The organism is Azorhizobium sp. AG788 (genome assembly GCF_004364705.1).
GTDB lineage: Bacteria > Pseudomonadota > Alphaproteobacteria > Rhizobiales > Xanthobacteraceae > Azorhizobium > Azorhizobium caulinodans.
The window spans coordinates 137,492-160,933 of the sequence record NZ_SOBM01000004.1; the positions used below are offsets into that span (position 1 = coordinate 137,492).

The 23,442-nt window shown below is 66.1% G+C and carries 27 protein-coding genes; 22 read left to right on the forward strand and 5 right to left on the reverse strand.

Annotation, left to right across the window (positions count from 1 at the left end; genetic code table 11):
- The first annotated feature begins 23 nt into the window (after positions 1 to 23).
- The 18 genes from DFO45_RS11370 (at position 24) to DFO45_RS11455 (ending at position 16,992) form a co-directional block, all read left to right on the forward strand.
- A complete protein-coding gene (locus tag DFO45_RS11370; protein WP_133864959.1) occupies positions 24 to 680 on the forward strand; it encodes a hypothetical protein in 657 nt (218 codons plus the stop codon).
- Positions 677 to 1,033, forward strand: a complete 357-nt coding sequence (locus DFO45_RS11375) for a hypothetical protein (protein WP_133864960.1) — start codon at positions 677 to 679, stop codon at positions 1,031 to 1,033. Before DFO45_RS11370 ends, DFO45_RS11375 begins: the two co-directional genes overlap by 4 nt.
- On the forward strand, positions 1,033 to 1,698 hold the full coding sequence (locus DFO45_RS11380; protein ID WP_133864961.1) for a hypothetical protein: 666 nt from the start codon (positions 1,033 to 1,035) through the stop codon (positions 1,696 to 1,698). The genes DFO45_RS11375 and DFO45_RS11380 overlap by 1 nt, the downstream gene beginning before the upstream one ends.
- 3 nt (positions 1,699 to 1,701) lie before the next feature.
- The gene (locus tag DFO45_RS11385; RefSeq protein ID WP_245518038.1) at positions 1,702 to 2,112 is read left to right on the forward strand and encodes a phage tail terminator-like protein; all 411 of its coding nucleotides are present in this window, start codon (positions 1,702 to 1,704) and stop codon (positions 2,110 to 2,112) included.
- A 23-nt stretch (positions 2,113 to 2,135) separates the two neighbouring features.
- Positions 2,136 to 3,068, forward strand: a complete 933-nt coding sequence (locus DFO45_RS11390; protein WP_133864962.1) for a phage tail tube protein — start codon at positions 2,136 to 2,138, stop codon at positions 3,066 to 3,068.
- A 40-nt stretch (positions 3,069 to 3,108) separates the two neighbouring features.
- The gene (locus tag DFO45_RS11395; protein WP_133864963.1) at positions 3,109 to 3,552 is read left to right on the forward strand and encodes a hypothetical protein; all 444 of its coding nucleotides are present in this window, start codon (positions 3,109 to 3,111) and stop codon (positions 3,550 to 3,552) included.
- A 35-nt stretch (positions 3,553 to 3,587) separates the two neighbouring features.
- A complete protein-coding gene (locus tag DFO45_RS11400) occupies positions 3,588 to 3,878 on the forward strand; it encodes a hypothetical protein (RefSeq protein ID WP_133864964.1) in 291 nt (96 codons plus the stop codon).
- A gap of 11 nt (positions 3,879 to 3,889) precedes the next feature.
- Positions 3,890 to 6,673, forward strand: a complete 2,784-nt coding sequence (locus DFO45_RS11405) for a phage tail length tape measure family protein (RefSeq protein WP_133864965.1) — start codon at positions 3,890 to 3,892, stop codon at positions 6,671 to 6,673.
- Between the two features lie 3 nt (positions 6,674 to 6,676).
- The gene (locus tag DFO45_RS11410) at positions 6,677 to 7,330 is read left to right on the forward strand and encodes a hypothetical protein (protein ID WP_133864966.1); all 654 of its coding nucleotides are present in this window, start codon (positions 6,677 to 6,679) and stop codon (positions 7,328 to 7,330) included.
- A complete protein-coding gene (locus DFO45_RS11415) occupies positions 7,330 to 7,899 on the forward strand; it encodes a hypothetical protein (protein WP_133864967.1) in 570 nt (189 codons plus the stop codon). Before DFO45_RS11410 ends, DFO45_RS11415 begins: the two co-directional genes overlap by 1 nt.
- Entirely contained in the window at positions 7,896 to 8,294 is a 399-nt protein-coding gene (locus DFO45_RS11420; RefSeq protein ID WP_133864968.1) for a hypothetical protein, read from the forward strand. The genes DFO45_RS11415 and DFO45_RS11420 overlap by 4 nt, the downstream gene beginning before the upstream one ends.
- Position 8,295: 1 nt before the next feature.
- Positions 8,296 to 11,841, forward strand: a complete 3,546-nt coding sequence (locus DFO45_RS11425; RefSeq protein ID WP_133864969.1) for a hypothetical protein — start codon at positions 8,296 to 8,298, stop codon at positions 11,839 to 11,841.
- Between the two features lie 8 nt (positions 11,842 to 11,849).
- The gene (locus DFO45_RS11430) at positions 11,850 to 13,604 is read left to right on the forward strand and encodes a tail fiber domain-containing protein (protein WP_133864970.1); all 1,755 of its coding nucleotides are present in this window, start codon (positions 11,850 to 11,852) and stop codon (positions 13,602 to 13,604) included.
- A gap of 174 nt (positions 13,605 to 13,778) precedes the next feature.
- Positions 13,779 to 14,657, forward strand: coding sequence for a peptidoglycan-binding protein (locus DFO45_RS11435; protein ID WP_133864971.1), 879 nt, complete (start codon positions 13,779 to 13,781; stop codon positions 14,655 to 14,657).
- A 48-nt stretch (positions 14,658 to 14,705) separates the two neighbouring features.
- On the forward strand, positions 14,706 to 15,020 hold the full coding sequence (locus DFO45_RS11440; protein WP_133864972.1) for a hypothetical protein: 315 nt from the start codon (positions 14,706 to 14,708) through the stop codon (positions 15,018 to 15,020).
- Positions 15,021 to 15,077: 57 nt separating this feature from the next.
- A complete protein-coding gene (locus tag DFO45_RS11445; protein ID WP_133864973.1) occupies positions 15,078 to 15,455 on the forward strand; it encodes a hypothetical protein in 378 nt (125 codons plus the stop codon).
- Positions 15,452 to 16,546, forward strand: a complete 1,095-nt coding sequence (locus DFO45_RS11450) for a hypothetical protein (protein ID WP_133864974.1) — start codon at positions 15,452 to 15,454, stop codon at positions 16,544 to 16,546. Before DFO45_RS11445 ends, DFO45_RS11450 begins: the two co-directional genes overlap by 4 nt.
- On the forward strand, positions 16,543 to 16,992 hold the full coding sequence (locus DFO45_RS11455; protein ID WP_133864975.1) for a dATP/dGTP diphosphohydrolase domain-containing protein: 450 nt from the start codon (positions 16,543 to 16,545) through the stop codon (positions 16,990 to 16,992). The genes DFO45_RS11450 and DFO45_RS11455 overlap by 4 nt, the downstream gene beginning before the upstream one ends.
- A 27-nt stretch (positions 16,993 to 17,019) precedes the next feature.
- Here DFO45_RS11455 and DFO45_RS11460 read toward each other — a convergent pair whose 3' ends face one another.
- The gene (locus tag DFO45_RS11460; protein WP_133864976.1) at positions 17,020 to 18,306 is read right to left on the reverse strand and encodes a hypothetical protein; all 1,287 of its coding nucleotides are present in this window, start codon (positions 18,304 to 18,306) and stop codon (positions 17,020 to 17,022) included.
- Positions 18,307 to 18,883: 577 nt separating this feature from the next.
- The gene (locus tag DFO45_RS11465) at positions 18,884 to 19,627 is read right to left on the reverse strand and encodes an SOS response-associated peptidase family protein (protein ID WP_133864977.1); all 744 of its coding nucleotides are present in this window, start codon (positions 19,625 to 19,627) and stop codon (positions 18,884 to 18,886) included.
- A 319-nt stretch (positions 19,628 to 19,946) separates the two neighbouring features.
- On the opposite strand from DFO45_RS11465, the gene DFO45_RS11470 reads away from it, so the two are divergent.
- Positions 19,947 to 20,195, forward strand: a complete 249-nt coding sequence (locus tag DFO45_RS11470; protein WP_133864978.1) for a hypothetical protein — start codon at positions 19,947 to 19,949, stop codon at positions 20,193 to 20,195.
- Between the two features lie 233 nt (positions 20,196 to 20,428).
- Here the strand turns inward: DFO45_RS11470 and DFO45_RS11480 are convergent, their stop codons facing one another.
- On the reverse strand, positions 20,429 to 20,677 hold the full coding sequence (locus DFO45_RS11480; RefSeq protein WP_133864980.1) for a hypothetical protein: 249 nt from the start codon (positions 20,675 to 20,677) through the stop codon (positions 20,429 to 20,431).
- Between the two features lie 174 nt (positions 20,678 to 20,851).
- On the opposite strand from DFO45_RS11480, the gene DFO45_RS11485 reads away from it, so the two are divergent.
- The 3 genes from DFO45_RS11485 (at position 20,852) to DFO45_RS11495 (ending at position 22,057) form a co-directional block, all read left to right on the forward strand.
- Positions 20,852 to 21,058, forward strand: a complete 207-nt coding sequence (locus DFO45_RS11485; RefSeq protein WP_133864981.1) for a hypothetical protein — start codon at positions 20,852 to 20,854, stop codon at positions 21,056 to 21,058.
- A 3-nt stretch (positions 21,059 to 21,061) separates the two neighbouring features.
- Positions 21,062 to 21,373, forward strand: coding sequence for a hypothetical protein (locus tag DFO45_RS11490; RefSeq protein ID WP_133864982.1), 312 nt, complete (start codon positions 21,062 to 21,064; stop codon positions 21,371 to 21,373).
- A 378-nt stretch (positions 21,374 to 21,751) separates the two neighbouring features.
- Positions 21,752 to 22,057: a hypothetical protein gene (locus tag DFO45_RS11495; RefSeq protein ID WP_166657106.1), complete on the forward strand. Its 306-nt coding sequence runs from the start codon at positions 21,752 to 21,754 to the stop codon at positions 22,055 to 22,057.
- A 79-nt stretch (positions 22,058 to 22,136) separates the two neighbouring features.
- On the opposite strand, the gene DFO45_RS11500 is transcribed toward DFO45_RS11495, so the two are convergent.
- Entirely contained in the window at positions 22,137 to 22,592 is a 456-nt protein-coding gene (locus DFO45_RS11500) for a hypothetical protein (protein WP_133864984.1), read from the reverse strand.
- Between the two features lie 338 nt (positions 22,593 to 22,930).
- Positions 22,931 to 23,365 (reverse strand): hypothetical protein, encoded by a 435-nt coding sequence (locus tag DFO45_RS11505; protein ID WP_133864985.1) that lies wholly within the window; start codon positions 23,363 to 23,365, stop codon positions 22,931 to 22,933.
- Between the last annotated feature and the right edge of the window lie 77 nt (positions 23,366 to 23,442).

Genomic DNA, 23,442 nt, shown 5'->3' on the forward strand with positions numbered 1-23,442 from the left:
GCCGGCGTCTCTCCGGAGGCGACATGACCACCACCGTCATCACCCCGTCCGCGCCGCTGCTCACCGCCGCGCAGGCCCGCTCGCTCGTGCCGCAACTGGCCGGCGAGACGGACGCCCGGCTTGATCTGCTGCTCGCCACGGCGCAGGCGGAGATTGATCCGCCCCATTCGCTCATCGGGCGCGCTTTCGGGGAACAGACGCTGGAACATGCCTTCCACGGCTGCGCGTGGCGGCTGGAAGGGCGGAACAGGCCCGAATATCGCGACGGCCCGCTGCCGCTGCCGTTTCCGCCCCTGCGCTCCATCGTCAGCGTCACCTATGACGATCCGGACGGCGCGAGCCAGACGCTTGCCCCGGAGGCTTACCGCGTCGAGACCGTCAACGGCATCGCTCTGCTGGTGCCCGCTGCCGCCCGGCCGGAGGTGGCGTCGGGCCCGTCCGCCATCCGCGTGCGCTATGTGGCCGGCTATTCCGAGGGGGCGCCGGAGCTGGCCCGCGCGCGGTATGCCCTCGTGCTCATGGCGCAGGATCTGCGCCTCGTCGCCGATGAGGATCTGTTCCTCAAGCGCGAGACGGTGGAAGGCGTCGGCACGGTGGAGCGCGCGCCCTCGCCGCAGGCCCGCCAGATTCTCTCGGACACGGCGCAGCGCCTGCTCGCGCCGTTGCGGGTGTGGCTGTGACCCCCGCCACCGCCATTGCCATGCTGGACCGCGCGCTCGCCCGCAACGGCACGGTCATCACCCTGCGCCGCTATGCCGGCGAGGGCACCGCCCGCACCGCCGAGGATGTCACGGTCCGGGCCCGGGTGCGCGATTACGAGCCGGCCGAGCTGGTGGGCGGCATCGCGCAGGGCGACAGCGAGGCCGTGCTCTCGCCGACACAGATCCGCGCCACCGGCTGGGGCGCGCCGGACCATCTGCCGGTGCGCGGCGACCGCATCGTCATCGGCGGGCGCGAGCGCGCCATCGAGGCGGTCGATCCCGAGCGCATCGCCAACGAGGTGGTGCGCATCAACGTGCAGGTGCGCGGCTGATGGCCTCCATCCGCACCCGCTTCAAGCCCTTCGACCGCGCTGCCGTGCTGCGGGCCATGCAGGGCGAGACGCCGAAGGAGCAGTCGGCGCGGCACGCGGCCTTCGCCCGGCAGCAGCTGGCGGCGGCGCAGGAGGTCAACCGTTCGGCCCTCGGCATCACGCCCGACCATGAGACCTTCGTGGACGGGCGCAAGGGCGCGGCGCCGGAGGAGGTGAAGCCAGGCGGCGTCATCGTCTTCGAGTTCGCGCTTCTGTTCTCGGCCTGCGAGTGGATCGCCGCCACGCTCTTGGAGCACGCCCCGGTGCGCAGCGGCGCCTATGTCCGCTCCTTCGTCTTCACCGCCGATGGCGACGTGGTTGATCCCATGGCCGGCATTCCGGAGGCGCGGGAATACGTGTTTACGAGCACGGCAGTGTACGCCCGCAAAATCGAACGCGGGCTGTCGCCGCAGGCCCCCGATGGCGTGTTCGAGGCCGTGGCGGCGCTCGCCGCCCGCCGCTTCGGGAACATCGCGAGCATCAAGTTCAGCTACCGCAACCCCTTGTTCGGCGGCATCGACGCATGGGCCAAGGGCACGTCGCTGTCCAGCAAGGGCCACGCCCGCAACGGCGCGCAACGCGATGAATGGCTGCGCCATCAGCCGGCCATCGTCATCACGAGGTGAGCCATGGCGAGCTTGTCTGTCATGCAGGCCGTCCGCGCCCGCCTCGATGCGGAGTGGTCCCGCTGTCCGGTCATCCATCCGAACACCGACGCCCAGCCGCCGGGCGGCACTGATCCGTGGCTCGTGGTGCAATACCCGATGGCGCGCGAGGCACAGGCCTCCATCGGTTCGCCCGGCAGCAACATCTTCCGCGAGGAAGGCGCCATCCGCCTGGTGCTGATGGTGCCGGCCGGCTCGGGCGCAGAGGAATGGACCGGCTGGCTCGATGAGCTCCGCGCGCTGTTCCGTGCCAAACGCTTCGACGGCGTCCGCACCTATGCGCCGTCCCCCGCCGTCTTCGATGACCGCAACCGGGACGGCGGCTGGTGCGCCCTCAGCACCGCCATTCCTTACGACGCCGACATCCGCGCCTGACCCTCACATCGCAGGAGTTTTCCATGTCCAGCCCCGCAAGTGGAAGCGAGGTTCGCTACGCCTTTGTCCCGGAGACCGCATATGGCGAAACGCCGGCCACGCCAGCGTTTCAGGTGATGCGCGTCACGGGTGGTGGGCTCAAGTCGAACAAGTCCACCACCACGTCCAAGGAGATCAATTCGACCGGCGAGGTGAAGGCGGAGACCCTCGTCGGCATCGACGTGGCTGGCTCCTATCCGTTCGAGCTGTCCTACGGATCATTCGATGCTTTCTTCGCCGCAGCGCTGCACGGTACCTGGACCAATAACGTGCTCAAGAACGGCACGGTGCAGCACTCGTTCACCGTGGAGGAAACCGTCAATCTGGCCGACGGGAGCAGCTATTCACGCTTCCTCGGTGTGGAGGTGAATAGCGTCTCGCTGTCACTGAACTCCCGCGAGGACATCACGGGCTCGCTCGACTTGATGGGCAAACTGGAAACCCTCGACGATGCCGAGATTGCCGGGGCCACCTATGTGGCTGCCAACGATGAGCCCGTGCTCGCCGCCTCCATGGATATGGGCACGCTCACCGTCACCGGAATCACGGATCCCATCGACATCAAGAGCATCACGCTCAGTGTCGGCCGTAACCTGCGCACCCGTCCTGTGATCGGCTCGCTCTACAGCCTGCGCAAGGGGCGCGGTCAGCTCGACGTGACCGGCACAATCGAGTGCTATTTCGAGAGCCGCGAACTCTACCAGAAGGTGCTGGATCACGGCATCGCCGAGGTCAGCTTCACCGTCGGAGCCGCCTCCGGAAAGAAATACACCTTCAGGATTCCCAAGGCGCAGTTCCTCGACGGGAGCCGCACCACCGGTGGCAACACCGAGGACGTGATGGTGTCCATCCCCATCCGTGGCCTCAAGGACAGCACCTCTGGCTGCTCGATCCAGATCACGCGCGCTGTCGCCTGACGGCGGGCCGATCCCTCACACCACCAACAGGCAGCACATCATGAAACTCTCCGAGATCGAGACCATCACCGGCCGCGTCGAAGATGGCGCGTGGGTCCGCTCCATTCCGGATCTTCCGGGGCTTGCCCTGAAGGTGCGCGGGGCCGACTGCACGGCCGCGCACCTGCTGCGGCGCAAGCTGCTGATGGAAATGCCTGAGGAGGCCCGCCGCAATCTGAGCGATGCCGAGAGCGAGCGCATTGCCCTCGAAGTGATGATCCATGTCCTGCTGGTGGACTGGAACATCACCGAAGACGGCGAGCCCGACGCGGACGGCAAGCCCGCGCAGGTGCCGGTGCCCTGCACGCCGGTCTATGCCCGCGCGGCGCTCACCGACCCCAAGACGCTGCTCCTGCGCGAGGCGGTCAGCTGGGCCAGCCGTTATGTGGCCCTGCTGGGGGAGGCCAGCCTGGAGATCGACGGAAAAAAATCTGTAACGTCCTGATCTGGCATCTGGATTGGGGCGACAAGATCACGTGGATGCACGAGCGGGCGCGGCGCACCGGCCGCGCTCTGCCTGCGCTGGCCACCATGCCCAGCCTGCCGGATCACCTCTCCCTCGAATGGGAGGCCTTCTGGTCCCTCGACGGTGACCGGAGCACGGGCTTCTCCAGCGTCGGCCGCATCCCATTCACCGCCATCGAGCGCTACGCCGCCCGGCTCGGCCTCACCGATCCGGACGCCTTCCGCCGCTTCCGCGTGCTGATCCAGCGCATGGATGCCGCCTATCTCGCTCATCTCGCCAAGCGCCGGCCGCAGCCCGGCAAGTAAGGAGTGGCCCGATGCCCACCCTTGAGACCATTGCCCGGCTCCAGACCGAGATGGTGTCCACCGGCGCCGACAAGGTAGCGGCGGACATCCGGAAGGTGGAGGCGGCGCAGGATGCCGCCGCCTCCTCGGGCGAGGCCCTCGCCACCGTCACCGATACGGTTGCCAGGCGGCAGCTGTCCGGCGCCACGGCGCTGGAGCGTGTGCGCAAGGCGGTGGATGACGAATATCGGGCGCAGCAGCGCCTGGTGCAGACGCAGCAGGTGCTCGACCGCAACCTGCAACAGGGCAATCTCACGCAGGAAGAGCACGCGCGCCTCCTGTCGCTTGCCGCCACCCGTTACACGGTGGCGAAGCAGGCGAACGACAATTTCTCCAGCAGCGCCGCTTCCGGCTCCAAGCTGGCGGCCCATGAGGTGCAGAACCTCACCTTCCAGCTTAACGATGCCGCCACCATGCTCGCTTCGGGCTCCAGCCCGTTCCAGGTGATGGCTACCCAGGGCGGGCAGGTCTATCAGGTGCTCTCGGGCGCACAGGGTGGCCTCGTCGGCGGTCTGAAGGGGCTGGGCGGCACCATTGCGGGGCTCATCACCCCGGCCCGCCTGCTGGGCGCCGGGCTCGTCGCCGGCGCCGCCCTCGGCGTCTCGGCGTGGTCGAGCTATACGGCGGCCACCAAGGAATTCTCCCGCGCCCTTGAAGGCACAGGCAAGTCCACGCAGGCGTCCGCCGCCGATCTGGAGCGCTTCGCCGAGCAGGGCTCGCGGGCTGCCAGCGTCAGCCTGTCCGATGCGCGCAGCATGACGGTGGCGTTCGCTCAGACCGGCAAGATCGGCACCTCGAATTTCGCAGGCCTCGTCTCCGTCACCAAGAGCTTCGCGCGGGTGATGGGTACCGAGCTGGAGCCCGCCGCCGCGGATCTGGCCAAGGCCTTCGCCGATCCCGCCCAGGGCGCGCAGGATCTCGACCGCAAGCTCAATTTCCTCGACCAGACCACGCTGGATTACATCCGCACGCTGGCGGACACGAACCGGAAGAGCGAGGCGCAGGCGCTCCTCCTGCGCAAGCTGTCGGAGGGCCTGCCGACGCCGACCGAGCGGCTGACGCTCCTCGGCCGCGCGTGGCAGTCGGTGGCGACGTTCGCAGATCAGGCTTATGTGGCCATGGGCCGGGCCCTCGCCAGTGCCACGCAGGGCCCCTCGCTGGATGAACAGATCGCGGCTGCCGAGAAGCGGCTTCGCGATGCCCAGCGAACCTTGGCCGGTCCGCGCGGACGCGCCTCGGGTGTGGCGGCCACGAATGCAGCGGCGGCACAGGCGGAGCTCGATCGGTATCGTACGCAGAAAGCCGCAGACGAGGCAAAGGCGAAGGCCGCAGGCGACGGCGAGGCCGTCAAAGAGGCGACGGCCACAGCCCGTGCCCGTAACCCGCAGTTCGCGCAGCTTCAGGATCTGATCAAGCAGCAGGGCACGCTCCGCGCCGCCATGGACAAGCCGGGCGCCGATGCGGACCTGCTGATGCAGGCGCTGGAAGGTGTCCGCAACCAGATCGATGCCATTACCGATGCCGACGGCAAGCTTGCGCCCGTCGCCGAGCAACTCCGCCGCCGTCGCGAGCTGGAACTGAAGGTCATCAACGCCACGACGGACGCGTCGCGCATCGCCGCTCGGCAGGCGCTGGCGGAATTCGATGCCAAGGCGCAGGGTGCCGGAGACGCAACTGCGAAAGCGCAGGCGGAGAATACGGCGCTCACCGAGCAGGCGCAGCTCTACGCCCAATTGTCGGCGGCGGCCCGCCAGCGCCTCGCGACGGCAGACGAGGGCATTCTCGCCGCCCGGAACGAGGTGGAGCTGATCGGGCGGACGGCTTCGGAGCAGGCGCTGCTCAACGCCAACTATCAGGCCGAAGCGGATCTCCGCCGGCAGGCGGCACAGACCGGCATCGCGGTCGATCAGCGCGAGCTGGCCCTCCTGAAGCAGAAGAGTGTGGAGCTGGCCCAGACCATCGAGTTGCGCCAGCGCACCCAGCTGCGCAGCGAGATGGATTTCAGCCTCCGGCAGCTTGGACGCACCGATCAGGAACAGCAGGTGGCCTCCACGTTGCGGGGCTACGGACTTGCCGAAAACCTCGACAGCGCCGATGCAGCCATGGTGCGCATGACCCTGCGCATGCAGGAGTTCAAGGCGACGGCCAAGGACGCCATGGGCGGCTTCATTGATGACCTCGTCAACGGAACGTCCGCGACCGAGGCCATGTCGAACGCGCTCAAGCGGCTGGCCTCCCAGCTCGCCAGCAAGGCGCTGGATTCCGCGCTCTCCAGCATCTTTCCGTCCGGCAACGGCGGCGGTCTAGGCGGGCTGCTGGGCATGTTCAGCGGCTCTTCCGCATGGTCCGGCGCAAATCTCACCGGCCTGCCGCTGGGCTTCGCCACCGGCGGCTTCACCGGCGCCGGCGGCAAGTATGAGCCCGCCGGCGTGGTGCACCGGGGCGAATATGTCTTCTCGGCAGACGCCACCTCCCGCCTCGGCGTCGGCCGGCTGGAAAGCCTGCACCGCCTGGGCCGGGGCTATGCCGACGGTGGCTATGTGGGCGCTGCCGCCTACATGGCGCCCTGGGCGGCGCAGCAGGCCAATGTGCCCATGCCGGCCGTCACCATCGGCGGCCCGACCATCACCATCCAGGGCAATGCCGACAGCGCGGCCCTCGAGCAGATGCGGGCCGAGCTTGAGGCCTACAAGAAACAGATGCCCGCTCTCGTCGGGCAGGTCTGGGACACCCTCCAGCGCAAAAAGCGGAGTTGACCCGTGAGCCTGACCTTCCCACGGTCCTATCCCTTCGCGGTGCTCGGCCTCTCCAGCCTCGTCTTCACCCCGTCGCGCGTGCAGGTCACCTCCCGCGCGCGGGGCGGTCTGGTGCAGGGGGCGGAGACCGGCCGCACGCTCTGGAGCGTGCAGGGGCAGACGCCCGAGCTCAATGAGGACGAGTTCGAGGAGATGCAGGCCTTCTTCGACAGCCTGCGCGGCGTGCTGAACACCTTCATGCTCTACGATCCCGCCCGCATCCGGCCGCGCGCCTATCCCGGCAGCGGCTGGGCCGGCGTCACCCGCGCCATGGGCGGCGCCTTCGATGGCACCGCCTTCCTCTCGCTCGCCTCCGCCTACAGCCTGTCGCTCACCGGCCTGCCGCTGGGCTACCGCATCATGGCCGGCGACATGCTCTCCTGGGCCTGGGGTTCCTCCCGCACCCTGCACCGGGCGGTGGAGACCGTCACCGCCTCCGGCGGCGGCGTCACCGTGCAGGTGGAGCCGGACATCCCGCCCGGGAGCGCCGTCGGCGCCACCGTCAAGCTGGAGGCGGCCGATGCCGTCTTCAAGCTCACGGGCGAGTTGCCCCAGCCCCGCCGCCGCACCGTCGGCGGCGAACCCATTTCCTTCTCGGCGATTCAGGTGCTGCGCTGATGGTCAAGGCATTCGACGCGGCGACGCTGGCCCTCCTCGATGGCGACAGCCTGGTGGTGCGCGACCTGCTGGTGGTCGCCTTGCCGGAAGGCACATGGGGCTTCTGGTCGGATGTCTATTCCGCCCAGTTCCCCGGCTATTGGCCGGGCGTCACCTTCACGGGAGCGGGCTCGCTCATCGAGATTACCGAGCCGCCGCAGGCCCTCTCGAACGATGTGCAGACGCTGACTGGCACCCTGTCTGGCCTCTCCAGCGACGTGCTCACCACCATCGGTGCCTACAATCTCCACCGGGCCAAGGTGGAGATCGCCCGGGCCTATTACGATCCGCAGACGCGGGCCCTCGTCACCATCGACGTGCGCTTCCGCGGCTATATCGACCGCGACGAGATCCGCGAGACCGGCGAGGAGGCGGTGCTCGTGATCGAGTGCGTCAGCCGCGCCAGCGAGCTGCAGCGCGCCACCTATCGCAAGCGCACCACCGCCGACCAGCAGCGCACCTTTCCCGGCGACAAGGGGTTCGAGTTCACCAACAAGGTGGTGAGCACGCGCATCACGGTGGGCCGATGAACAGGCTGCCAGACTGGCACGATGGCCTCGCCGCCGTCATCGCCCGCCATGACGCGCTGCCGTTTGAATGGGGCACGTCCGACTGCCTGAGCTTCCCTGCCGACGTGGTGGAGGCCATCACCGGCGCGAGCGTGGATCGCCCCGCCTATCGCAGCCAGCGCGGCGCCCTGCGCGCGCTGCGCCGCCTCGGCGCCGCCGATCCGCATGAGGCGCTGGCGCAGCGCTTCACGGAGATCCCGCCCGCCTTCGCCGCCACCGGCGACCTTGCCGCCATCATTGGCGACGACGGCGCGAAGAGCGGCGGCGTGGTGGTGGGCGCGCTCATCTACGTCAAGGCCCCGCAGGGCCTTGGCCGCCTTCCGCGCATCCGCATGGTCCGAGCCTTCAAGGTCTGAAATGCCCCTGACAATCTGGCTTCTGGCCCTCGCGGTGGCCGTCATCGCGGGGACGCCGGCGCATGCCGATCCCGTCGTCACGCCCATCGTCGCGGCCGTCACCGCCGTGGGCGGCGCCGTGTCCGCCATGGGCGCCGCCGGCACCTTTCTGGTGAATGCGGGGCTGGCGCTCGGCGCCTCCTATCTCTCCCGCGCCCTGGGGAAGAAACAGAAGGGCGCGAGCGCCGCATCCTCCGCGGTCACGCTCGATCTCTCCATCGATTCCGACCGGCCGCGCACGCTGGTGCTGGGCGAGCGGCTGGTGGCCGGCAGCCTGCATTACTTCTGCAAGGACGGGCCGCAGAACGAGAACATCACCCTCGTCATCGCGCTGGCTGACCACGAGATCGACAGCCTCCAGATGGTGTGGGTCAACGACCGCGCCATCTCCATGCACCTCGATGCGGCGGGCTGGCAGGACGTTCCCGAGTTCTCGGACAAGTACGGCGTCTCCATGCTGTCCTTCCGGCTCTACAAGGGCCGGGCGGATCAGGAGGCGGATCCCGAGGTCATTGCCAATTCCGGTGGCCAGTGGACCGCCGCGCACCGCCTGCGCGGCTGCGCCTATGTCAAGGTCCGCATCGTCTATAATCCGGATGTGTGGGGCGGCTCGCTCCCCACCTTCAAATGGCTGATCCGCGGCGCGAAGCTCTACGATCCGCGGCAGGACGACACCAATCCGGGCGGCAGCGGCCCCATGCGCTGGGGCCAGCCCGAGACCTATGTCTTCGCTGACAATCTCGAGGTCGCCCGCTACAACTTCCTGCGCGGCATCTATGTGGGCGGCGACAAGTGGTTCGGCGTCGGCCTTGAGGCCTCCGAGATCAACCTCTCGGATTTTTATGCCGCCGCTGCCGCTTGTGATGAGCAGGTACAGACGCGGGCGGGCACATGGGAGCCGCGCTATCGCGTGGCGGCCATCATCGACGCCGATGAGCCCTGGGGGGATGTGCTCAATAAATTCTCGACAGCCTGCGCCGGCAGCCTGCCGGACCTCTCCGGGCAGTATTCGTGTTTCCCGGGCGTGGCGCAGGTGCCGGTGCTGCACATCACCGACGATGATTTCGAGGTGGGCACCGAGCTCACAGGCTCACGGCATCGGCCCTTCGACGAGGTGGTGAGCGAGGTCACCGGCTCCTGGGCCTCGCCCGAGGCCCTCTACGAGATCACGGCCCTGCCCACCCGCTACAGCAGCGCGGATGAGGAGGCGGACGGCGGTTTCCGCCGCAGCGCCAGCTATGACCTCTCCTATGTGCGCTCCCAGTCGCAGGGCCAGCGCTGCATGGAGATCTTCCGCCGCCTCGCGCGCCGGCAGATCAGCCACAAGGGTACCCTGCGGCGCCGCTGCGGCGAGGTGCTGGAGGCCGGCGACTGGATCACCTGGAGCAGCGCCAAGTTCGGCTATGACACCCGCGTGTTCCGCGTCGAGGCCCGCACCCCCACGGCGTCCGGTTCGGTCACCGTGGGGGTGCGCGAGATCGACGGCGCCGTTTATGGCTGGGGCCCGGAGGATGAGCAGGATCCGGAGAACCCCACCGACCTGCCGTCCGGCGGCGCCGGCACCACGGTGGTGGTGGGCATCCATGTGGAGATCGCCCAGGTCAACGGCATCGACGGCACGCAGGTGCCCGGCATCCGCGTCACCTGGCAGCCCATCACCGATCCCACCGTCTATGGCCTCCAGATCGAATATCGCCGTGTCGGCGATGCCCCCTGGCAGAGCTACATGGCCGGCGAGGCGGAGACGCGGGCGGGCTCCGCCACCATCACCGCCGGCATCCTCGGCGGCGAGTTCTATCAGGTGCGCATTACGCCGCTGACGAGCCCCCGCCGGGTGGTCGACATCTCACCCGTCGCCACCACCGCCAGCAACACGGTCGAGGTCATCGTCAACCGCGCGCTCGTCTCCACCGTCACCGAGGCGGTGCGGCCCGGCGTCGTCACCAATGACGCAATGGACGCCCTGCTGCGCCAGCAGTTCGACGAAGCCCTCTGGCGCAATCTCGACAGCGCGGTCATCGGCCTCGTGTCGCAGGTGTTCGACGCGGCGGCGCACGACGAGGTGCAGGCCCGCGCCACGGCGAAACTGCGGGCCGACGTGGCGGCCGGTCTCAACCCCATCGGCGCCGGCATCGAGCGCATCGATCAGGTGCAGTCCGAGCTGACGGCGGCGCTCGCGCAGACGCAGGTCAATCTCAACGCCGCCATCGCCGGCGTGGCTGCGGATCTCCAGACCGAGGAGACCACCCGCGCCAATGCGGATCAGGCGCTGACCAGCACCATCACCACCATGACGGCCCAGCTCGGCGCCAACATCGCCTATGTGCAGTCGCAGGTGGATGCGCTGGTGGAACCGGGCGCCACCACCGCCCGGCGGGCCGATGACCTGTTCGTGCAGGACATCCAGAACGCGGATGCCGCCACCGTGGCCCTGTTCATCGAGGCAGCGCAGCGCGGGGATGACCTGACCGCGCTGAAGAAGCAGCTCGCGGTGAGCTCCGCCAGCATCTCCGAGGTGCAGACGGCGACCGTCAGCAATGGCGAGGCCATCGCCAGCCTCTCCACAACGCTTACGGCCGAGACCAGCGCCCGGCAGGCGCAGGTGGCAAGCGAAGCCTCGGCCCGCGTGAGCGGGGATGCTGCGTCGGCATCCTATGCCCAGACCATCGTGGCCGGCGAAAGCAACGCCCGCGCCGCCGCCGTCTCGGAAGAGCAGACGGCCCGCATCAATGGCGATGGGGCTCTGGCCTCGCAGATCACCACCGTCGCGGCCGTCGCCAATGGCGCCACCGCGCAGGGGCAATGGGGCATCGCGCTGGCGGCCGGTGCCGACGGGGCGGCGGCCACCTATCGCATCATCCTCAATGCCGGGGCGATCAGCTCGGGCCTGCGGATCGATGCCATGTCCGGCGGCACCAGCCGCGTCATCATCGACGCGCAGGCCTTCTACCTGCGCTCGGCCACGGACGGTTATCTGACGCCCGTCTTCGCCTATGACAGCGGCTTCTTCTATCTGGGCGGCAACACGCGCATCAACGGCAACCTCCTCGTCGGCGGCACCGTCTATGCGCAGGCGATCAATGACGCCACGCCGCTCACCGGGATGGCCTCGACCGCAGGCAACCTCGCCATCGGCTCGGGCTCCTCCGGCTGGATGACGGTGGGCAGCGGCATGCCTCTCACGGTCGCCCCGCGCAACGGCATCGTCTTCGTGCGCGTGGACATCCGCGCGGGCGCCACCCTGGCGAACAGCACCAACGGCACCGCGGGCGGCACCACTTATGTCCGCGTGCTGGTGAATGGAGCCGAAGTCTACAACTCGCAGATCTTCCAGGCGCAGGCCATTCCGAAGCTCTCGCAGACCGGTGACATCATGAACGACTTCTTTTTCTACACCGTCGGCGGAAGTGGCCACGTCAACGTCGAGGCTCAGGTGCGCTTCGACACGGATCCCGGCGTTGGCGGAAGCATCTTCGCAAAGGTCGGCGTCGTCGCCACCGGCAAATAGGAGCCCTCATGCCTCAGATCGACAGATACATCTCCGGCACGGTGTCGGTCACCAGCGGCAGCGGGACCATCAACGGCACCTCGACGGCCTGGGCCGATGCCAGCATGACCAAGTTCTCGGTGCTGGCGGGCCACTTCATCCGCATCGGCAACTATGTGGGGCTCATCGTGGCGGTGAACAGCCCCACGCAGGTGGTCGCCGTGCCGCCCTATGGCGGCGCCACGGCGAACGGCCTGAGCTACGAGGTCTATCGCACGACGTGGATCGAGACCGCCGCCATTGTCGGCTATCTCCAGGCCGTGGCCAACCGCGGGCTCGCGGCGGCGCCGATGATCGGCCTCTATCTCGACAACAGCGTCATGCGCATGGCGCTGCGCGACGATGGCGCCGGCAACCCGTCCCTGTTCGTGGGTGGCACCGGCGCGGCCGATGCCGCCATGCCGCGCGTGTTCTCCGTGGACAAGACGACGGGGAATTTCTGGACCACCAATGGTTCCCTCGGCGTCGGAACGTCCGGAGGAATCATCAGCTATCGCGCGGACGTCCGGGGCACGATCGCCACCACGGCGATCTGGTTTCAGAAGGCAGATGGCACTCAATACACAAACGGGTGGATCGGCGGGTTCCCCGGTCTCGACGGAAACAGCGCCCACAATTTCCTGCACGTGGGCGGTGTCACGTCCGCCGATGGCGTGCGCCGCATTTCGTTGCAGGGCGATCTCGTCAGCGTCGCGGGCAAGCTCGGAGTGGGGGAAATCAATCCCCAAGCGGCCATCCATTCAACCCCGGTTGGTGGAGCGTGTCCGCTCCGCCTTGAGGTCAACGCTACAAACCCGCCGATCATGCAGCTTTACCGCAGCAACGGCGCTGCAGATCAGAAGTTCTGGGATTGGAATATCTCGGCGGACGGCGCCATTCTGACACTCCGGGCGCTGACTGATACTTACGCGAGCCCCGGCGTCGTCATGGACATTACGCGCGTTGGTGCATCGGTGACCGGGATATTTGCCGGCGCCACGCTGTATCCCAACGTTGACGGCGGCGCTCGCAACCTTGGAGGGGCCTCTCTTCGCTGGGGCACCGTCTATGCGATCACCGCCGCGATCAACACCTCTGACATCCGCTTCAAGTTGGTCCGTGGCGCCTTCACGGATCAGGAGCTCGACGCCTGGGGTGATGTTCGCGCCAGCGCCTACCAGTTTCTCGACGCAATAGCTGAGAAGGGGGCGGCCGCCGCCCGCATGCACTCCGGCTGGATTGCCCAGGAAGTTGAAGCCGCGTTCACCGCTCGCGGCCTCGACGCGCGCCGCTACGCGCTGTTCTGTGCCGACACCGTCACCGAGAAGGTGAAGGTCACGGAGAAGCGCGAGCGCCCGGCCGTGGACATCATCGAGCAGGTTGAGGAGGTGGTTCACATCATCGGCGGCGTTCCCACCTTGGTGGAGGAGGTCCGGCAAGTTTCCATCCCCCGCCAGACGATTGAGCCTGTCGTTCGAGCCGATGGAACACCGGTGATGGTGTTCCGTCCCGATCCGAAGGGCGAGGAGACCGTTGCCGGTGAGAAGGGGCGCATGGAGCCCATGACGCACGCCATCCCGGTGATGGAGGAGTACGACGCCGAGGTTGAGATCGACGGCGACACATCCGAACGCCTTGGCCTGCGCTACGAGGAAGCGCTCGTGCTTGAGACCGCCTGGCTGCGCCGCGAGCTGGCTCGACAGGCCGCGCGCATCACCGCCCTAGAAGCCCGCGCCGCCGCCTGAGGCTGGGCGGACATCGGGAAATGGATGCCCGCCCAGCCAAGCCCGGCCTGCCTTCGGGGATGGGGGAGAGAAGGTCGGCCGAGTCAATCAAATAATACCGCCTTCCGGCGAGTCCTGAAACGCCTCCTGCGCCGATAGGGCGCGAATAATCCCGACAATCTGGAGAACTGACCGATGCGAGCAATCGACATCGTGCGACGGGTCGCGCCCGGCGCGCGGATGGAATATCTCGCCGCCTTCGAGGCCGGCGAGGATCAGCTGAAGGCCGGCGGCATCAACACGCCGCTGCGTCTGGCCCATCTGCTGGCGCAGGTGCTGCACGAAACCGGCGGCCTCGCCATCGTTCGGGAGAGCGGCGCGTATAGCGCGGCGCGCATCGTGGAGATCTTCGGACAGGGCATTCACAGCGCCGCCGTCACCGCGGCCGAGGCGAAACGGCTCGCCGGGGACGGCCGGGCACTCTTCGACCGCGTCTATGGCCTGGGCAACCCCACCATGGCCAACCAGCTCGGCAACACCCGCGCGGGCGACGGCTGGATCTATAGGGGCAACGGTCTGCTTCAGACCACCGGCCGGGGGCAGCATCGGGAGATGTCCGAGCGCGCCGGCCTTGGCGATCTCTTCGAGGTCGATCCGGGGGCGGTGACCGAGCCGGAGCACGCTCTCAAGCCTGCGCTCGCCGAGTGGGCGCGGGGCAACTGCAACGCCCTCGCGGATCGCGGCGACATCCGCCAGATCACCCGCGTCATCAATGGCGGCTACAACGGCTATGCCGACCGGGTCGCCTGGCTCGACAAGGTCTGGGCCGTCATCGGCACCGGCGATGTGTGGCAGGCGGCCGGCACGGACGACGTGACGCGCGACACGCAGGCCCGCCTCAACCTCCTCGGCTATGGGCTGCTCGTGGACGGCAAGCAGGGGCCCAAGACGACGGCGGCCATCAAGGACTTCCAGCAGCGTAACGGCCTCAAGGCTGACGGCATCGCCGGGCCGGCGACGCTGGCCGTCCTCACCGCGCGGCTCACACCCGCCAAGCCGCCCCGCGCCGCGTGATCCCGCGCCCGGCCGGGCCTGCCGGGCAATCCTGACACCGAGGATCCAATGTCTGATCTGCTCACCACCGCCTTGCAGGGCGCGGCGGCGGCTGTCGCCGCGCGCGCCGATGTGCCCCTGTCGCCGGCCGATGCCGGCAAGGTTGCCGATGCCCTGTCGCAGCAGTTGCCCAAGCCTGCGGCCCTGGAGCCCCTGTGGCCCCAGCTCGTCCGCTATGGCGTGTCCATGCTGGGCACGGCCCTTGCGGCGCGCGGAATCGGCGACGATGCCACCTGGCAGGCCGTCGCCGGCGCGGTGATCGCGCTCGTGCCGCCCGCCTACCGCATCATCTCCACCCTGCTCGCGCGCCGCGCGGCGGCCTGATGCCCGCCGCCGGCGGGCCGAACTGCCGGCGGCATCACCACCATGGAGAGGCCGGACATGACCGGGGCAGGGGATGCGGAGATCCACCGGGCGGTGGGCGAGTTGTCCGCAGGGCTCGATGCGGTGCGGGACCGGCAGGATGCGCTGGACCGCGTTATGAACAATGTGGTGCGCGAGGCCGCCGAGGATCGGCGGCAGATGCTGCGCAAGCTCGATGCCCTGCACGAGCGCATCGGCGACAAGGTGGATGCCATCGAGGCGCGGCAGGACCGGCAGGCGAGCGATATCGCCGGCCTGAAGCTGTTCCGGGACAAGGTGGGGGCCGTTGCGGCGCTTGCCGGCCTCGCCGCCACCACCCTTGCCGGCGGCATCTGGTGGCTCGTCCTGAGCTTCAAGACCGAGCTCGGCGCGCTCGCGCGGAAGATCCTGCCATGATGCCGCGCCTGTCGGATGCCGCCCTGCGCAAGGCGGCCCAGCTCATGGCCAAGCACGGCTCCGAGCGCGCGGCGGCCAGGGCGGCCGGCATGAGCCGCTCCACCTTCCAGCACCATGTCAAGCGCGCCACGGAGCGGGGCTTCATGGGCACGAAGCCCGTGCTTCCGGGCTTCGCCATCAAGAAAACCTCGGTCCGTTACGGGCCGGACGGCACCGTGCGCGGCGAGACCGTCGAGCAGCGCCCCGCGGCGGGCGAGCCCTCGGAGATTTCCGCCGGGCAGGTGCTCAAGGGATTGAGCACCCTCAGCGATCCCGAGGGGCGGGTGATCCTGAAATGGACCAAGACGCGGGAGGGGATGAGCCCGGAGCGCATGGGCGAGGCGCTGCGGGAGGCCCTCGCCGAGCACCGGGCCGCGGCGCCCGTGACGCATGCGCCGCCGGCGGAATGCGAGGATGACCTCCTCACCGTCTATGCTTTGCCGGATCTCCACATCGGGATGCTGGCGTGGGGCCGGGAGACGGGCGAGCGCTATGATCTCGGCATCGCCTGCGATCTGGTGCGCTCGGCCGTCGCGGACCTGGTGGCACAGTCGCGGCCGAGCCGGCATGCCGTGGTGCTGGGGCTGGGTGACTATTTCCACTCGAACGACCGCACGGCCATGACGCCGAAGTCGGGTCACATCCTCGACGTGGACGGGCGCTGGCCCAAGGTGCTGCGCGCCGACGCCCGGGTGGCGCTGGACATGGTGGGGCAGGTCTCCGCCCGTCTCGGTCGCGTGCTGCTCGGCGCCACCCATGGCCACACCATGAAGCCCGACCGCATGGCCATGATGCTCGCCGCTGACCGGCCGGAGGATTGGGGCGCAACCCTCTTCCGCCACGTCTTCTTCGGTCACATCCACCACGAGACGGCGCGGGAGGTGGGAGCCGTGCGGGTGGAGAGCTTCCAGTCGCCGGCCGCCAAGGACGCCCACGCCCATGGCGGCGACTGGCGGGCCGGCCGCAGCCTCACCGCCATCACCTTCCATCGCACCCGCGGCGAGATCGGCCGCCACCGCGTCAACCTTCCGATTCCCAGCGAGGCAGCATGAACGAGAAGCCGACGAACCCCAAGGATGCCATTGCCGGCAGAAAGTTGCCGCTCCACTTGGTCCCCGACTCCGTGCTCGCCTTTGCCTCTCTCGCCTTCGCCGAAGGCATGCTGAAGTATGGAGCAAACAATTGGGCAGCCGCGGGCGTGCGCGCGTCGGTCTACCTTGGCGCGATGAAGCGGCATCAAGCCAAGTTTAGCGGTGGGGAATGGGCGGATGAAAAGACGGGCGTGCCACATTTAGCGAGCATCATCGCGTGCGCGGGCATCCTGCTCGACGCGCGATTCCGCGGCATTATGATCGATGACCGTCCGCCGCTGTCGCCCATGGCAGATCTGATCGACGAGCTGGAAGGCACCTTCACACATCTTAGGGATCTATTCGCAGACCACCACCCGAGGCACTGGACTATTGCCGACCAGATTCCATCGGAGACGTTGCCTTGAGTCGGTGCTTCCGCCTGATGTGCGAAGTTATATGATTCCGTTGTTCTCGGCCTGCTTCACAATAACCCCTTCACTAACCCCAAGAGTAGCGGCCGTCTCAGAGATGATCTCCTCTCTGTTCTTACTCCGATTGCGAAGCACATTTCGGAGATATGCACGTGGAGCTGTCATCTCCGCAGCAAATGCGCGGCTCGCCTGCTGATCTCTAGTTACGGCCCAAGTCATTAAACGAGCATCATGCATCCGCCTGCCGGTCCAAGCCAAGTATGTACCTCTTGTGGCAGAGAATCTCCTCTGGCGCTCGTGCGGCTGCAACAGCCCTATGCGAGCGTCATTCCCGTCTTTTAATACGACTCCTAGAACCGGTGCATCGTCGGTGTCAATTGGAGCGGCCGCGATAGGTGAGTGAACGTCAACTCGGAGAAGATCTAGGAATTTGCGCCCGCCCAACGGATCGGTATCGCTGATATTGAGTCTGTCCCTTACTCGTTTGGCGGCATTTACTCCAATTTGCCAAGCAGGAAGGGAAAGGTCTTCAGCGGGCGGCTCAATCGCGGACAACGAGGCAAGATCTGCCAGTGAGCTATAGTTATTGAGCTTCGCCGCAACCGCTTGTTCAGCGGCGCCGTCGAACTCCTCATAGGTAGATGCTAAACATAAATCAAAAAGCAAGCTTTCGCCTAATTGCTCCAGCATTTTCTCGAGTTTTTCAGCGAACTTGTCGCTCGCACTGTACGGCGACAGGCCTAGTGCACCTGTTAATTTGCAGAATAAATGCTCTTCGTCCGACGTTTCTACGATGTTGCTCCATAGTTCATGGAGGTCGGTTTCTTTTATGTTGAGAGAATTAAGTCGGTCGACCGTATCTGCCACAAATGCGCGCAGCACTCGTTCTATATCTGCTCGCGGAGCGAGGCAGGTTGCGGCTTGCGAAAACTTCACTTCGGCGAAGCTATTGTATGCAGATCTCGCCTTGAGTATAATGTTGTCCCCGTTTGGAATGATGGTGAGGTCGGGAAGCGCAAAGCCTTGTTGTGCCGCCAAAAGCGAATGCCGATACTTAAATTGACGGCTATCGCCGCGGTCTTCGTTCTTCTTTGGCTCCCAAAGCAGACTCCACCAATTCTCCGCGAGCCATTCGGCGATGCCATAAACTGGGAGCGCAATGGATTCCGACGGGGCGTCATAATCGCCGCTGAACTTTGTGATATTTACTCCACCGACCTCGATAATTAGGTCAGCAAAAGTCGCGTCCAACTCCGTGCGGATGTTGGGCTGTGTAATCCATTCGCGGCGAAGTCCGAACGTGGTCATTATCCTAAGCCGTCAGGGAGCGCGATCTCGTTAATGGGATACCCGTGATATGCGCCTGGGCTGCCATTCTCAGTTTTGCCTTCATACCATACGGCACCGGCCTTGTACCAAATATGCATCGGATACTCGCCACCGCGCGTGAAGCGGTCTGAGATGTATCCAAGCCTGATCGCTTGACGCACTGCAGAGATCGCCGATTTCCGGTCTCGAAAATCCGGGCAGTGGCTAGCAGGCTTTCGTCTTGGCTTGGGGGGTCTTCCGTTATCGTCAGGGCAGTGGTAATCGCTCAGCCTGTATGTGGCTTTGGCCGCTAAGGATTCAAGATCCAGCCCGTTAGTGTCCCTTCGAAGCCGCTTTTTTTTGAAGCTGGGCTGCTGCGCGATTTTGCGAATTGGACGTTTCACGGCTCCCTCCCCGCGGAGTGGTGCCGTAATGCCTATGAAGTTGTCAATAGCACGGATTGGTCGGAGTGTGGGGAGGAATGGCAGGTCTCGACCAACCTGCGGGGCGGCATGGCCTATGGGCCGAGTGGCGCTTGTCTACGAGACCTCTTTCGTTGCGCGGTGTAGTGCCTTCGCTACCTGGATAATCCTGCCGCATCTTCTCCATCCGACTTGCGGCCGCGAGCGACGATGGTGAGCAGGCCAGAAGGCAAGGGGCGCTGTAGTGCCCTTGCCTCATCCCATGGCCCCGACATCCACACCTCCCACTCCGCCGGCTCGGTCAGGATCACCGGCATGGCCTTGGGGTGAACGGACGCCACAGGCTCCGTCGGTTCGCACGTGAGGAAGCCGAAGAGGTCCGAGGTGACCTCGCCTTCCTTCATCTTCCGGACGCTGGTCCAGCTCTGCACCCAGATGCCGGCGAAGAAGGCGAGGGGGCGGTCTTCACCGAGGGCGAACCACACATCTCCGCCGTGATCCCTGTTGAACTCGGAGAAGCTGGTGAACGGCACCAGGCACCGGTTCGCCGGGCCGAGCCATCGCTTCCAGTGGGCGGAACTGGTGTTGCGGATATTCGTGGTGCCGCTGTCCGGCTCCATCCGCAGCAGCGTCTTGAAATCCGCCACCGGCTTGCCCTTGGCCTCAAGCTTCTGTGCGCGCTTCGTCGCCGCGTCCAGCAGCGCCTTCTGTGAAGAGGGCATGCCCCACCGCGCCATGGCGAGTTCGCGGACACCATCCGGTGCAGTGCGGACGATTGGGGCCATGTAGTCCGGGAAGATGCCGGGCAGGGGCGGCAGATTGCCTGTCATGTCGCGCATGGCGCGCGCCAGTTCGGCAATGGCCCGCTGGCCCTTCGTGAGCGAATAGAGGTTGCACATTGGCGCCTTTGCCCTCCCGGTGGTCGGGCAAGGCTAGATCGCGGCTGGCGCACCGTCACGGCCCATCGTCGCCTCGGGTCAATCATGTGCCCATCGTTCGCGTGTTGGCAGTTACACGCATCAGCTTCGGCGGTCGCTGGCGCACTTCGCGTGGTGCATTCACCACCACCGACCACGCCGGACAAAACCAGTGCATCCAGGCAATTTCCAATAATATTTCATATAATCGCTGAATATGCTTCATAATGAATCATGAAAACATTTCTTAATGAAATATAAATCAATGAAGATCGCAGCCTCCTCAAACTAGGAGGTGGATATGGATGAGAACCTATATCGCGTTTTCAGGATCGATATAATCGACTGCGCCCGCGCTGCCCGAGAGCTAGAGCTTGATACCTTGCAATACATTATGTGCATGGCACTGGTCGAGCTGGAGCGGCACATGCGCGAGGATGTGCGTCACAACAAGCCGCTCGATATCCCGCCGCTCCCGCCCAACACGCCACCTATGAGCGTCGACACCGCTCTGGAGGCGCTGAAGCTGGAGTTACGGCTCAAGTTATAGGGCGCTGCCATTAAACGTGCGGCCGCCGCCCAACAGCGGCGGCCGTATTGCATCTACCGTTTCGGCACTCGCCGACATGGCCGCCGCGTCTCAATTTCCGAACAGCGCCTGCCAGACGGCATAGAGTTGCAGCCCGATGATGCCCAGGCTGATGGCGAGATAGAATCCGTTCGCCGTGATGCGCTTCCACAAGGGCGCATCACGGGCCGTCCAGGGCGTCTGCTCCGGACCAGTCAGTTCGCTGAGGAGCCGACGGCGTCGTTCACGCATTTCTTGGTGAAGCTCGTCTTAGCCGCGCCGTAGATCTTCTTGTCGGCCGCCTGCGCATCGCACGCGGCTTGGGCATCCTTCTGACATTTGGTCAGGAAGCTGGTACGGGCCGCGCCGGTGAGCTTTTTGGCGTCAGCATTCGCGACGCATGTGTCGGCCATCACCGGCACGGAAAAGGTCATCAGGAGAGCAGCGGCAATCAGGGCCTTCATGTGTCTTCTCCTCGCACCAACTCGCGCGTGGCGACACGATAGCGCCGATGGCCGGCAGGGCAAGCGGCGTCGGCGGGCGGGACGCTGGCGGTCGGCCTGTGGAGGAAAAATTTCCTTCTTGTTCTATTTTTGTTCTCATGGAATCGATATGGCGAAACAGCCATGGAGGTGACCATGCCGAGCGAAGCGGTTCGCACGGACGAGAGCGCTTTTGTCGGGGATGACGACGATATCGATGAGCTGCTGGCCGCACATGGCGGAGACGCGCGTGCCGCCATCAGCGACTGCCTCCGGTGCATCGCGGTCTTGCAGTTGCAGGTTTCGCGCGGCTACGTGCGTTTGCCCTTTGCGACACAGACGGCAGTCGAAAAGAAGGCGTGAAGCGTGTGGGGCAAGGTGGTCTCACGCCTCGTCGACTATCCCTATGCCGTGGTGACGGTGCGCTGCAAATTCTGCTCGCGGCACGTCCGCCACTATCGGCTGGCCCGGCTGGCGCATCGGCTGGGCCCGGAGGCCGATATAGAGACCGTGCTGGACAAGGTGGCCTGTCCCTACGGTCGACCGGCGAACCTCAGGCGCAAGCAGCCCTTCTGCGGTGTCTATTTTCCCGACCTCGACATTAAGCCGCTTCCGAACAGGAGCATCGGTACGAACGACTACGTCTGGGTGGTCAGGGTCGGGCGTGGAAAGGAGTAGCTGTGGTGTCGCGTCAGCAGATCAGGAGCGCGGAAGTGGTTCCCAAACCCAGCGTCAGGGCGGCCAGCTGGCCGCCGATGCCCCGTCCGCATTGGGAACCGTGCCCATTGAAAAGGCAGTACAAAATGCGTCGAGGCCATTTCTTCTAAGCACTAGGTCGCAGGTTCGAGCCCTGCCGGGGTCGCCAGCCAAGCCTTGATCCGGCCTTCTCCCCTTTCAGTTCGCACCGCCGGCGCCGGATGGCGCCGCTTTCGAACGCACCTCCGTTCCAGTCGCGCGCCCGCGCGTGAAACAAAGCGGGTCGGGTGCCGCCCGGCTGCGCGCCGCATGGCATACAGCGGCATGGGTGCTTCCTGGACAAGCGGGAGCGCCCGTTTCGTGGAGATGACCCTGGCCATGACGGAACTCGAGCGCCTGATCGCAGATCTTGCGACAAACCCTGAACTGACGGCTCGGCTGGCCCGGTTGCCAGCCGCCGACGTCCATATGGCGGCGTCCGTGCTCAATGCAGAAGGCTATAGGATCACGGCCGCAGACCTGACTGTTGCCGGCATGGCCAGTTCTGAACATCTTCAGCCGCTTGCGGACAGCGAACTCGATGCCGTGGCGGGTGGCTCGTGGAGCGACGTCCTGAATTCGATCAAGAAGCCGGGCCTGGGCTACATCGGCGGCATCTTGAAATAGGAGGAAGGGCACCCGCGCCTTTGAAAGTGATCCCGCTTGAGGCTTTTGAGCCTGCGGCTGTTCCTGTGGGGTGCAAGGCTCATTCGGCCTCGTCGCCCTCGGCCAGGATGCGGCTGACGGAGGTGCTGGTCCAGACAAGGGCGCCATTCGCGCGCACCACATATTCCGCGCGGCCGAGATGGCGCAGCACGGCCGGAGCGCCGCTGCCCTCGGGATTTGCATATTGATCCCGCACCACGAAAGTGCGGGTCGTGGGATCATGCCAGACCATGGTGGTGCGGCCGGGGCAGTCGGTGAAGGCGGGGGTGTTGGCGTCACCGGTGACCCGAACCATGCGCGCATGCAGCACGTTGCAGGCGTCACGGGCGGAAACCTTGATCTCGAAGAGAGGCGCGGAGAAGGGGTGTGCGGTCCTGCCGGAGCGCTCCGCCACGAGAGCCGCCGCAGCAAGGGCAAGCGACACGATGGCCACATGAGCGGCGCGCACCCGGAACTTCGGTGCTGCAACGGTCTGCGAGCCAAGAGTTATCGCCATGCCCGTCCCCTCGGGTGAATGAGGGAGCAGCTTGGCGACCGTACCTGTGTATGGCAAGCGATGATTCGCGGCAGGCGCGCATATAATTCAGGCACGCGTGCTGCGTGTCCTGGCGGCCACGCCTGGGCAAGAAAGGTCGGCTGGGCGGCGGAGACGCGAAACGAGGGGATGGAGCGCCGCCCAGCCGAGGCAAGTGATGAAGAGACTGCCCGCACCTATATCCGCACACCCCGCGCTGCGGCGAAACCGGAAGCCCTTCCAGCCCGACAACGATCGTCCGGATTTGCATCCATATCCGGGGAAATTTGCGGAAGCGTGGGGCGGCTCCCGCCGTCAGGTCATCGTCCGGTCACGGAGATGGTGGTCCAATGGACCCGGCCGTCCTCTGCGACCGTGTAACGGGCGGTGGCCTGGAAGCGCACCGCGGAGGGTGTGCCGCTCTGATCCTGCACATCCATCTGGTCGACGATGATGAAGACGTGATTGGCCGGATCGTGCCAGACGGACGATTTTGCGCCGGGACAGCCGGAGCGGCTGACGGGATGCTTTCCGTCCAGTTGTTCGATCACCTTCCGACGCACCGCCTCGCAGGCATCGGCGGGGGAGACGTGCACTTCGAAAAGCGGCCGCTCAACTTGCGCCACTGTGCGAAACCCGCGGCACACGCCGATCCCCAGCAGCATCAGCAAAGCCAGGGTGACGCCCGTGATCTTGAACCAGAACACTGTCTTGGAGCGAGATTTCATAGCTGACGCGATAACTGCAACGATCAATCAAAGCAGTCTTTGGTCAACCGCTCCACAGCGGGCAACGGCTTTTTCAGGCGCATCCCGAAGGAAATCTGACCGTA

Bases quoted from the DNA above. Each gene is read 5' to 3' on its own strand.
- DFO45_RS11395 (WP_133864963.1), top strand. From the start codon at position 3,109: ATGAAACTCTCCGAGATCGAGACCATCACCGGCCGCGTCGAAGATGGC.
- DFO45_RS11390 (WP_133864962.1), top strand. From the start codon at position 2,136: ATGTCCAGCCCCGCAAGTGGAAGCGAGGTTCGCTACGCCTTTGTCCCG.
- DFO45_RS11480 (WP_133864980.1), bottom strand. From the start codon at position 20,677: ATGAAGGCCCTGATTGCCGCTGCTCTCCTGATGACCTTTTCCGTGCCG.
- DFO45_RS11430 (WP_133864970.1), top strand. From the start codon at position 11,850: ATGCCTCAGATCGACAGATACATCTCCGGCACGGTGTCGGTCACCAGC.
- DFO45_RS11445 (WP_133864973.1), top strand. From the start codon at position 15,078: ATGACCGGGGCAGGGGATGCGGAGATCCACCGGGCGGTGGGCGAGTTG.
- DFO45_RS11370 (WP_133864959.1), top strand. From the start codon at position 24: ATGACCACCACCGTCATCACCCCGTCCGCGCCGCTGCTCACCGCCGCG.
- DFO45_RS11450 (WP_133864974.1), top strand. From the start codon at position 15,452: ATGATGCCGCGCCTGTCGGATGCCGCCCTGCGCAAGGCGGCCCAGCTC.
- DFO45_RS11500 (WP_133864984.1), bottom strand. From the start codon at position 22,592: ATGGCGATAACTCTTGGCTCGCAGACCGTTGCAGCACCGAAGTTCCGG.
- DFO45_RS11465 (WP_133864977.1), bottom strand. From the start codon at position 19,627: ATGTGCAACCTCTATTCGCTCACGAAGGGCCAGCGGGCCATTGCCGAA.
- DFO45_RS11455 (WP_133864975.1), top strand. From the start codon at position 16,543: ATGAACGAGAAGCCGACGAACCCCAAGGATGCCATTGCCGGCAGAAAG.
- DFO45_RS11485 (WP_133864981.1), top strand. From the start codon at position 20,852: ATGCCGAGCGAAGCGGTTCGCACGGACGAGAGCGCTTTTGTCGGGGAT.
- DFO45_RS11440 (WP_133864972.1), top strand. From the start codon at position 14,706: ATGTCTGATCTGCTCACCACCGCCTTGCAGGGCGCGGCGGCGGCTGTC.
- DFO45_RS11385 (WP_245518038.1), top strand. From the start codon at position 1,702: ATGGCGAGCTTGTCTGTCATGCAGGCCGTCCGCGCCCGCCTCGATGCG.
- DFO45_RS11425 (WP_133864969.1), top strand. From the start codon at position 8,296: ATGCCCCTGACAATCTGGCTTCTGGCCCTCGCGGTGGCCGTCATCGCG.
- DFO45_RS11380 (WP_133864961.1), top strand. From the start codon at position 1,033: ATGGCCTCCATCCGCACCCGCTTCAAGCCCTTCGACCGCGCTGCCGTG.
- DFO45_RS11415 (WP_133864967.1), top strand. From the start codon at position 7,330: ATGGTCAAGGCATTCGACGCGGCGACGCTGGCCCTCCTCGATGGCGAC.
- DFO45_RS11435 (WP_133864971.1), top strand. From the start codon at position 13,779: ATGCGAGCAATCGACATCGTGCGACGGGTCGCGCCCGGCGCGCGGATG.
- DFO45_RS11400 (WP_133864964.1), top strand. From the start codon at position 3,588: ATGCACGAGCGGGCGCGGCGCACCGGCCGCGCTCTGCCTGCGCTGGCC.
- DFO45_RS11470 (WP_133864978.1), top strand. From the start codon at position 19,947: ATGGATGAGAACCTATATCGCGTTTTCAGGATCGATATAATCGACTGC.
- DFO45_RS11460 (WP_133864976.1), bottom strand. From the start codon at position 18,306: ATGACCACGTTCGGACTTCGCCGCGAATGGATTACACAGCCCAACATC.
- DFO45_RS11405 (WP_133864965.1), top strand. From the start codon at position 3,890: ATGCCCACCCTTGAGACCATTGCCCGGCTCCAGACCGAGATGGTGTCC.
- DFO45_RS11420 (WP_133864968.1), top strand. From the start codon at position 7,896: ATGAACAGGCTGCCAGACTGGCACGATGGCCTCGCCGCCGTCATCGCC.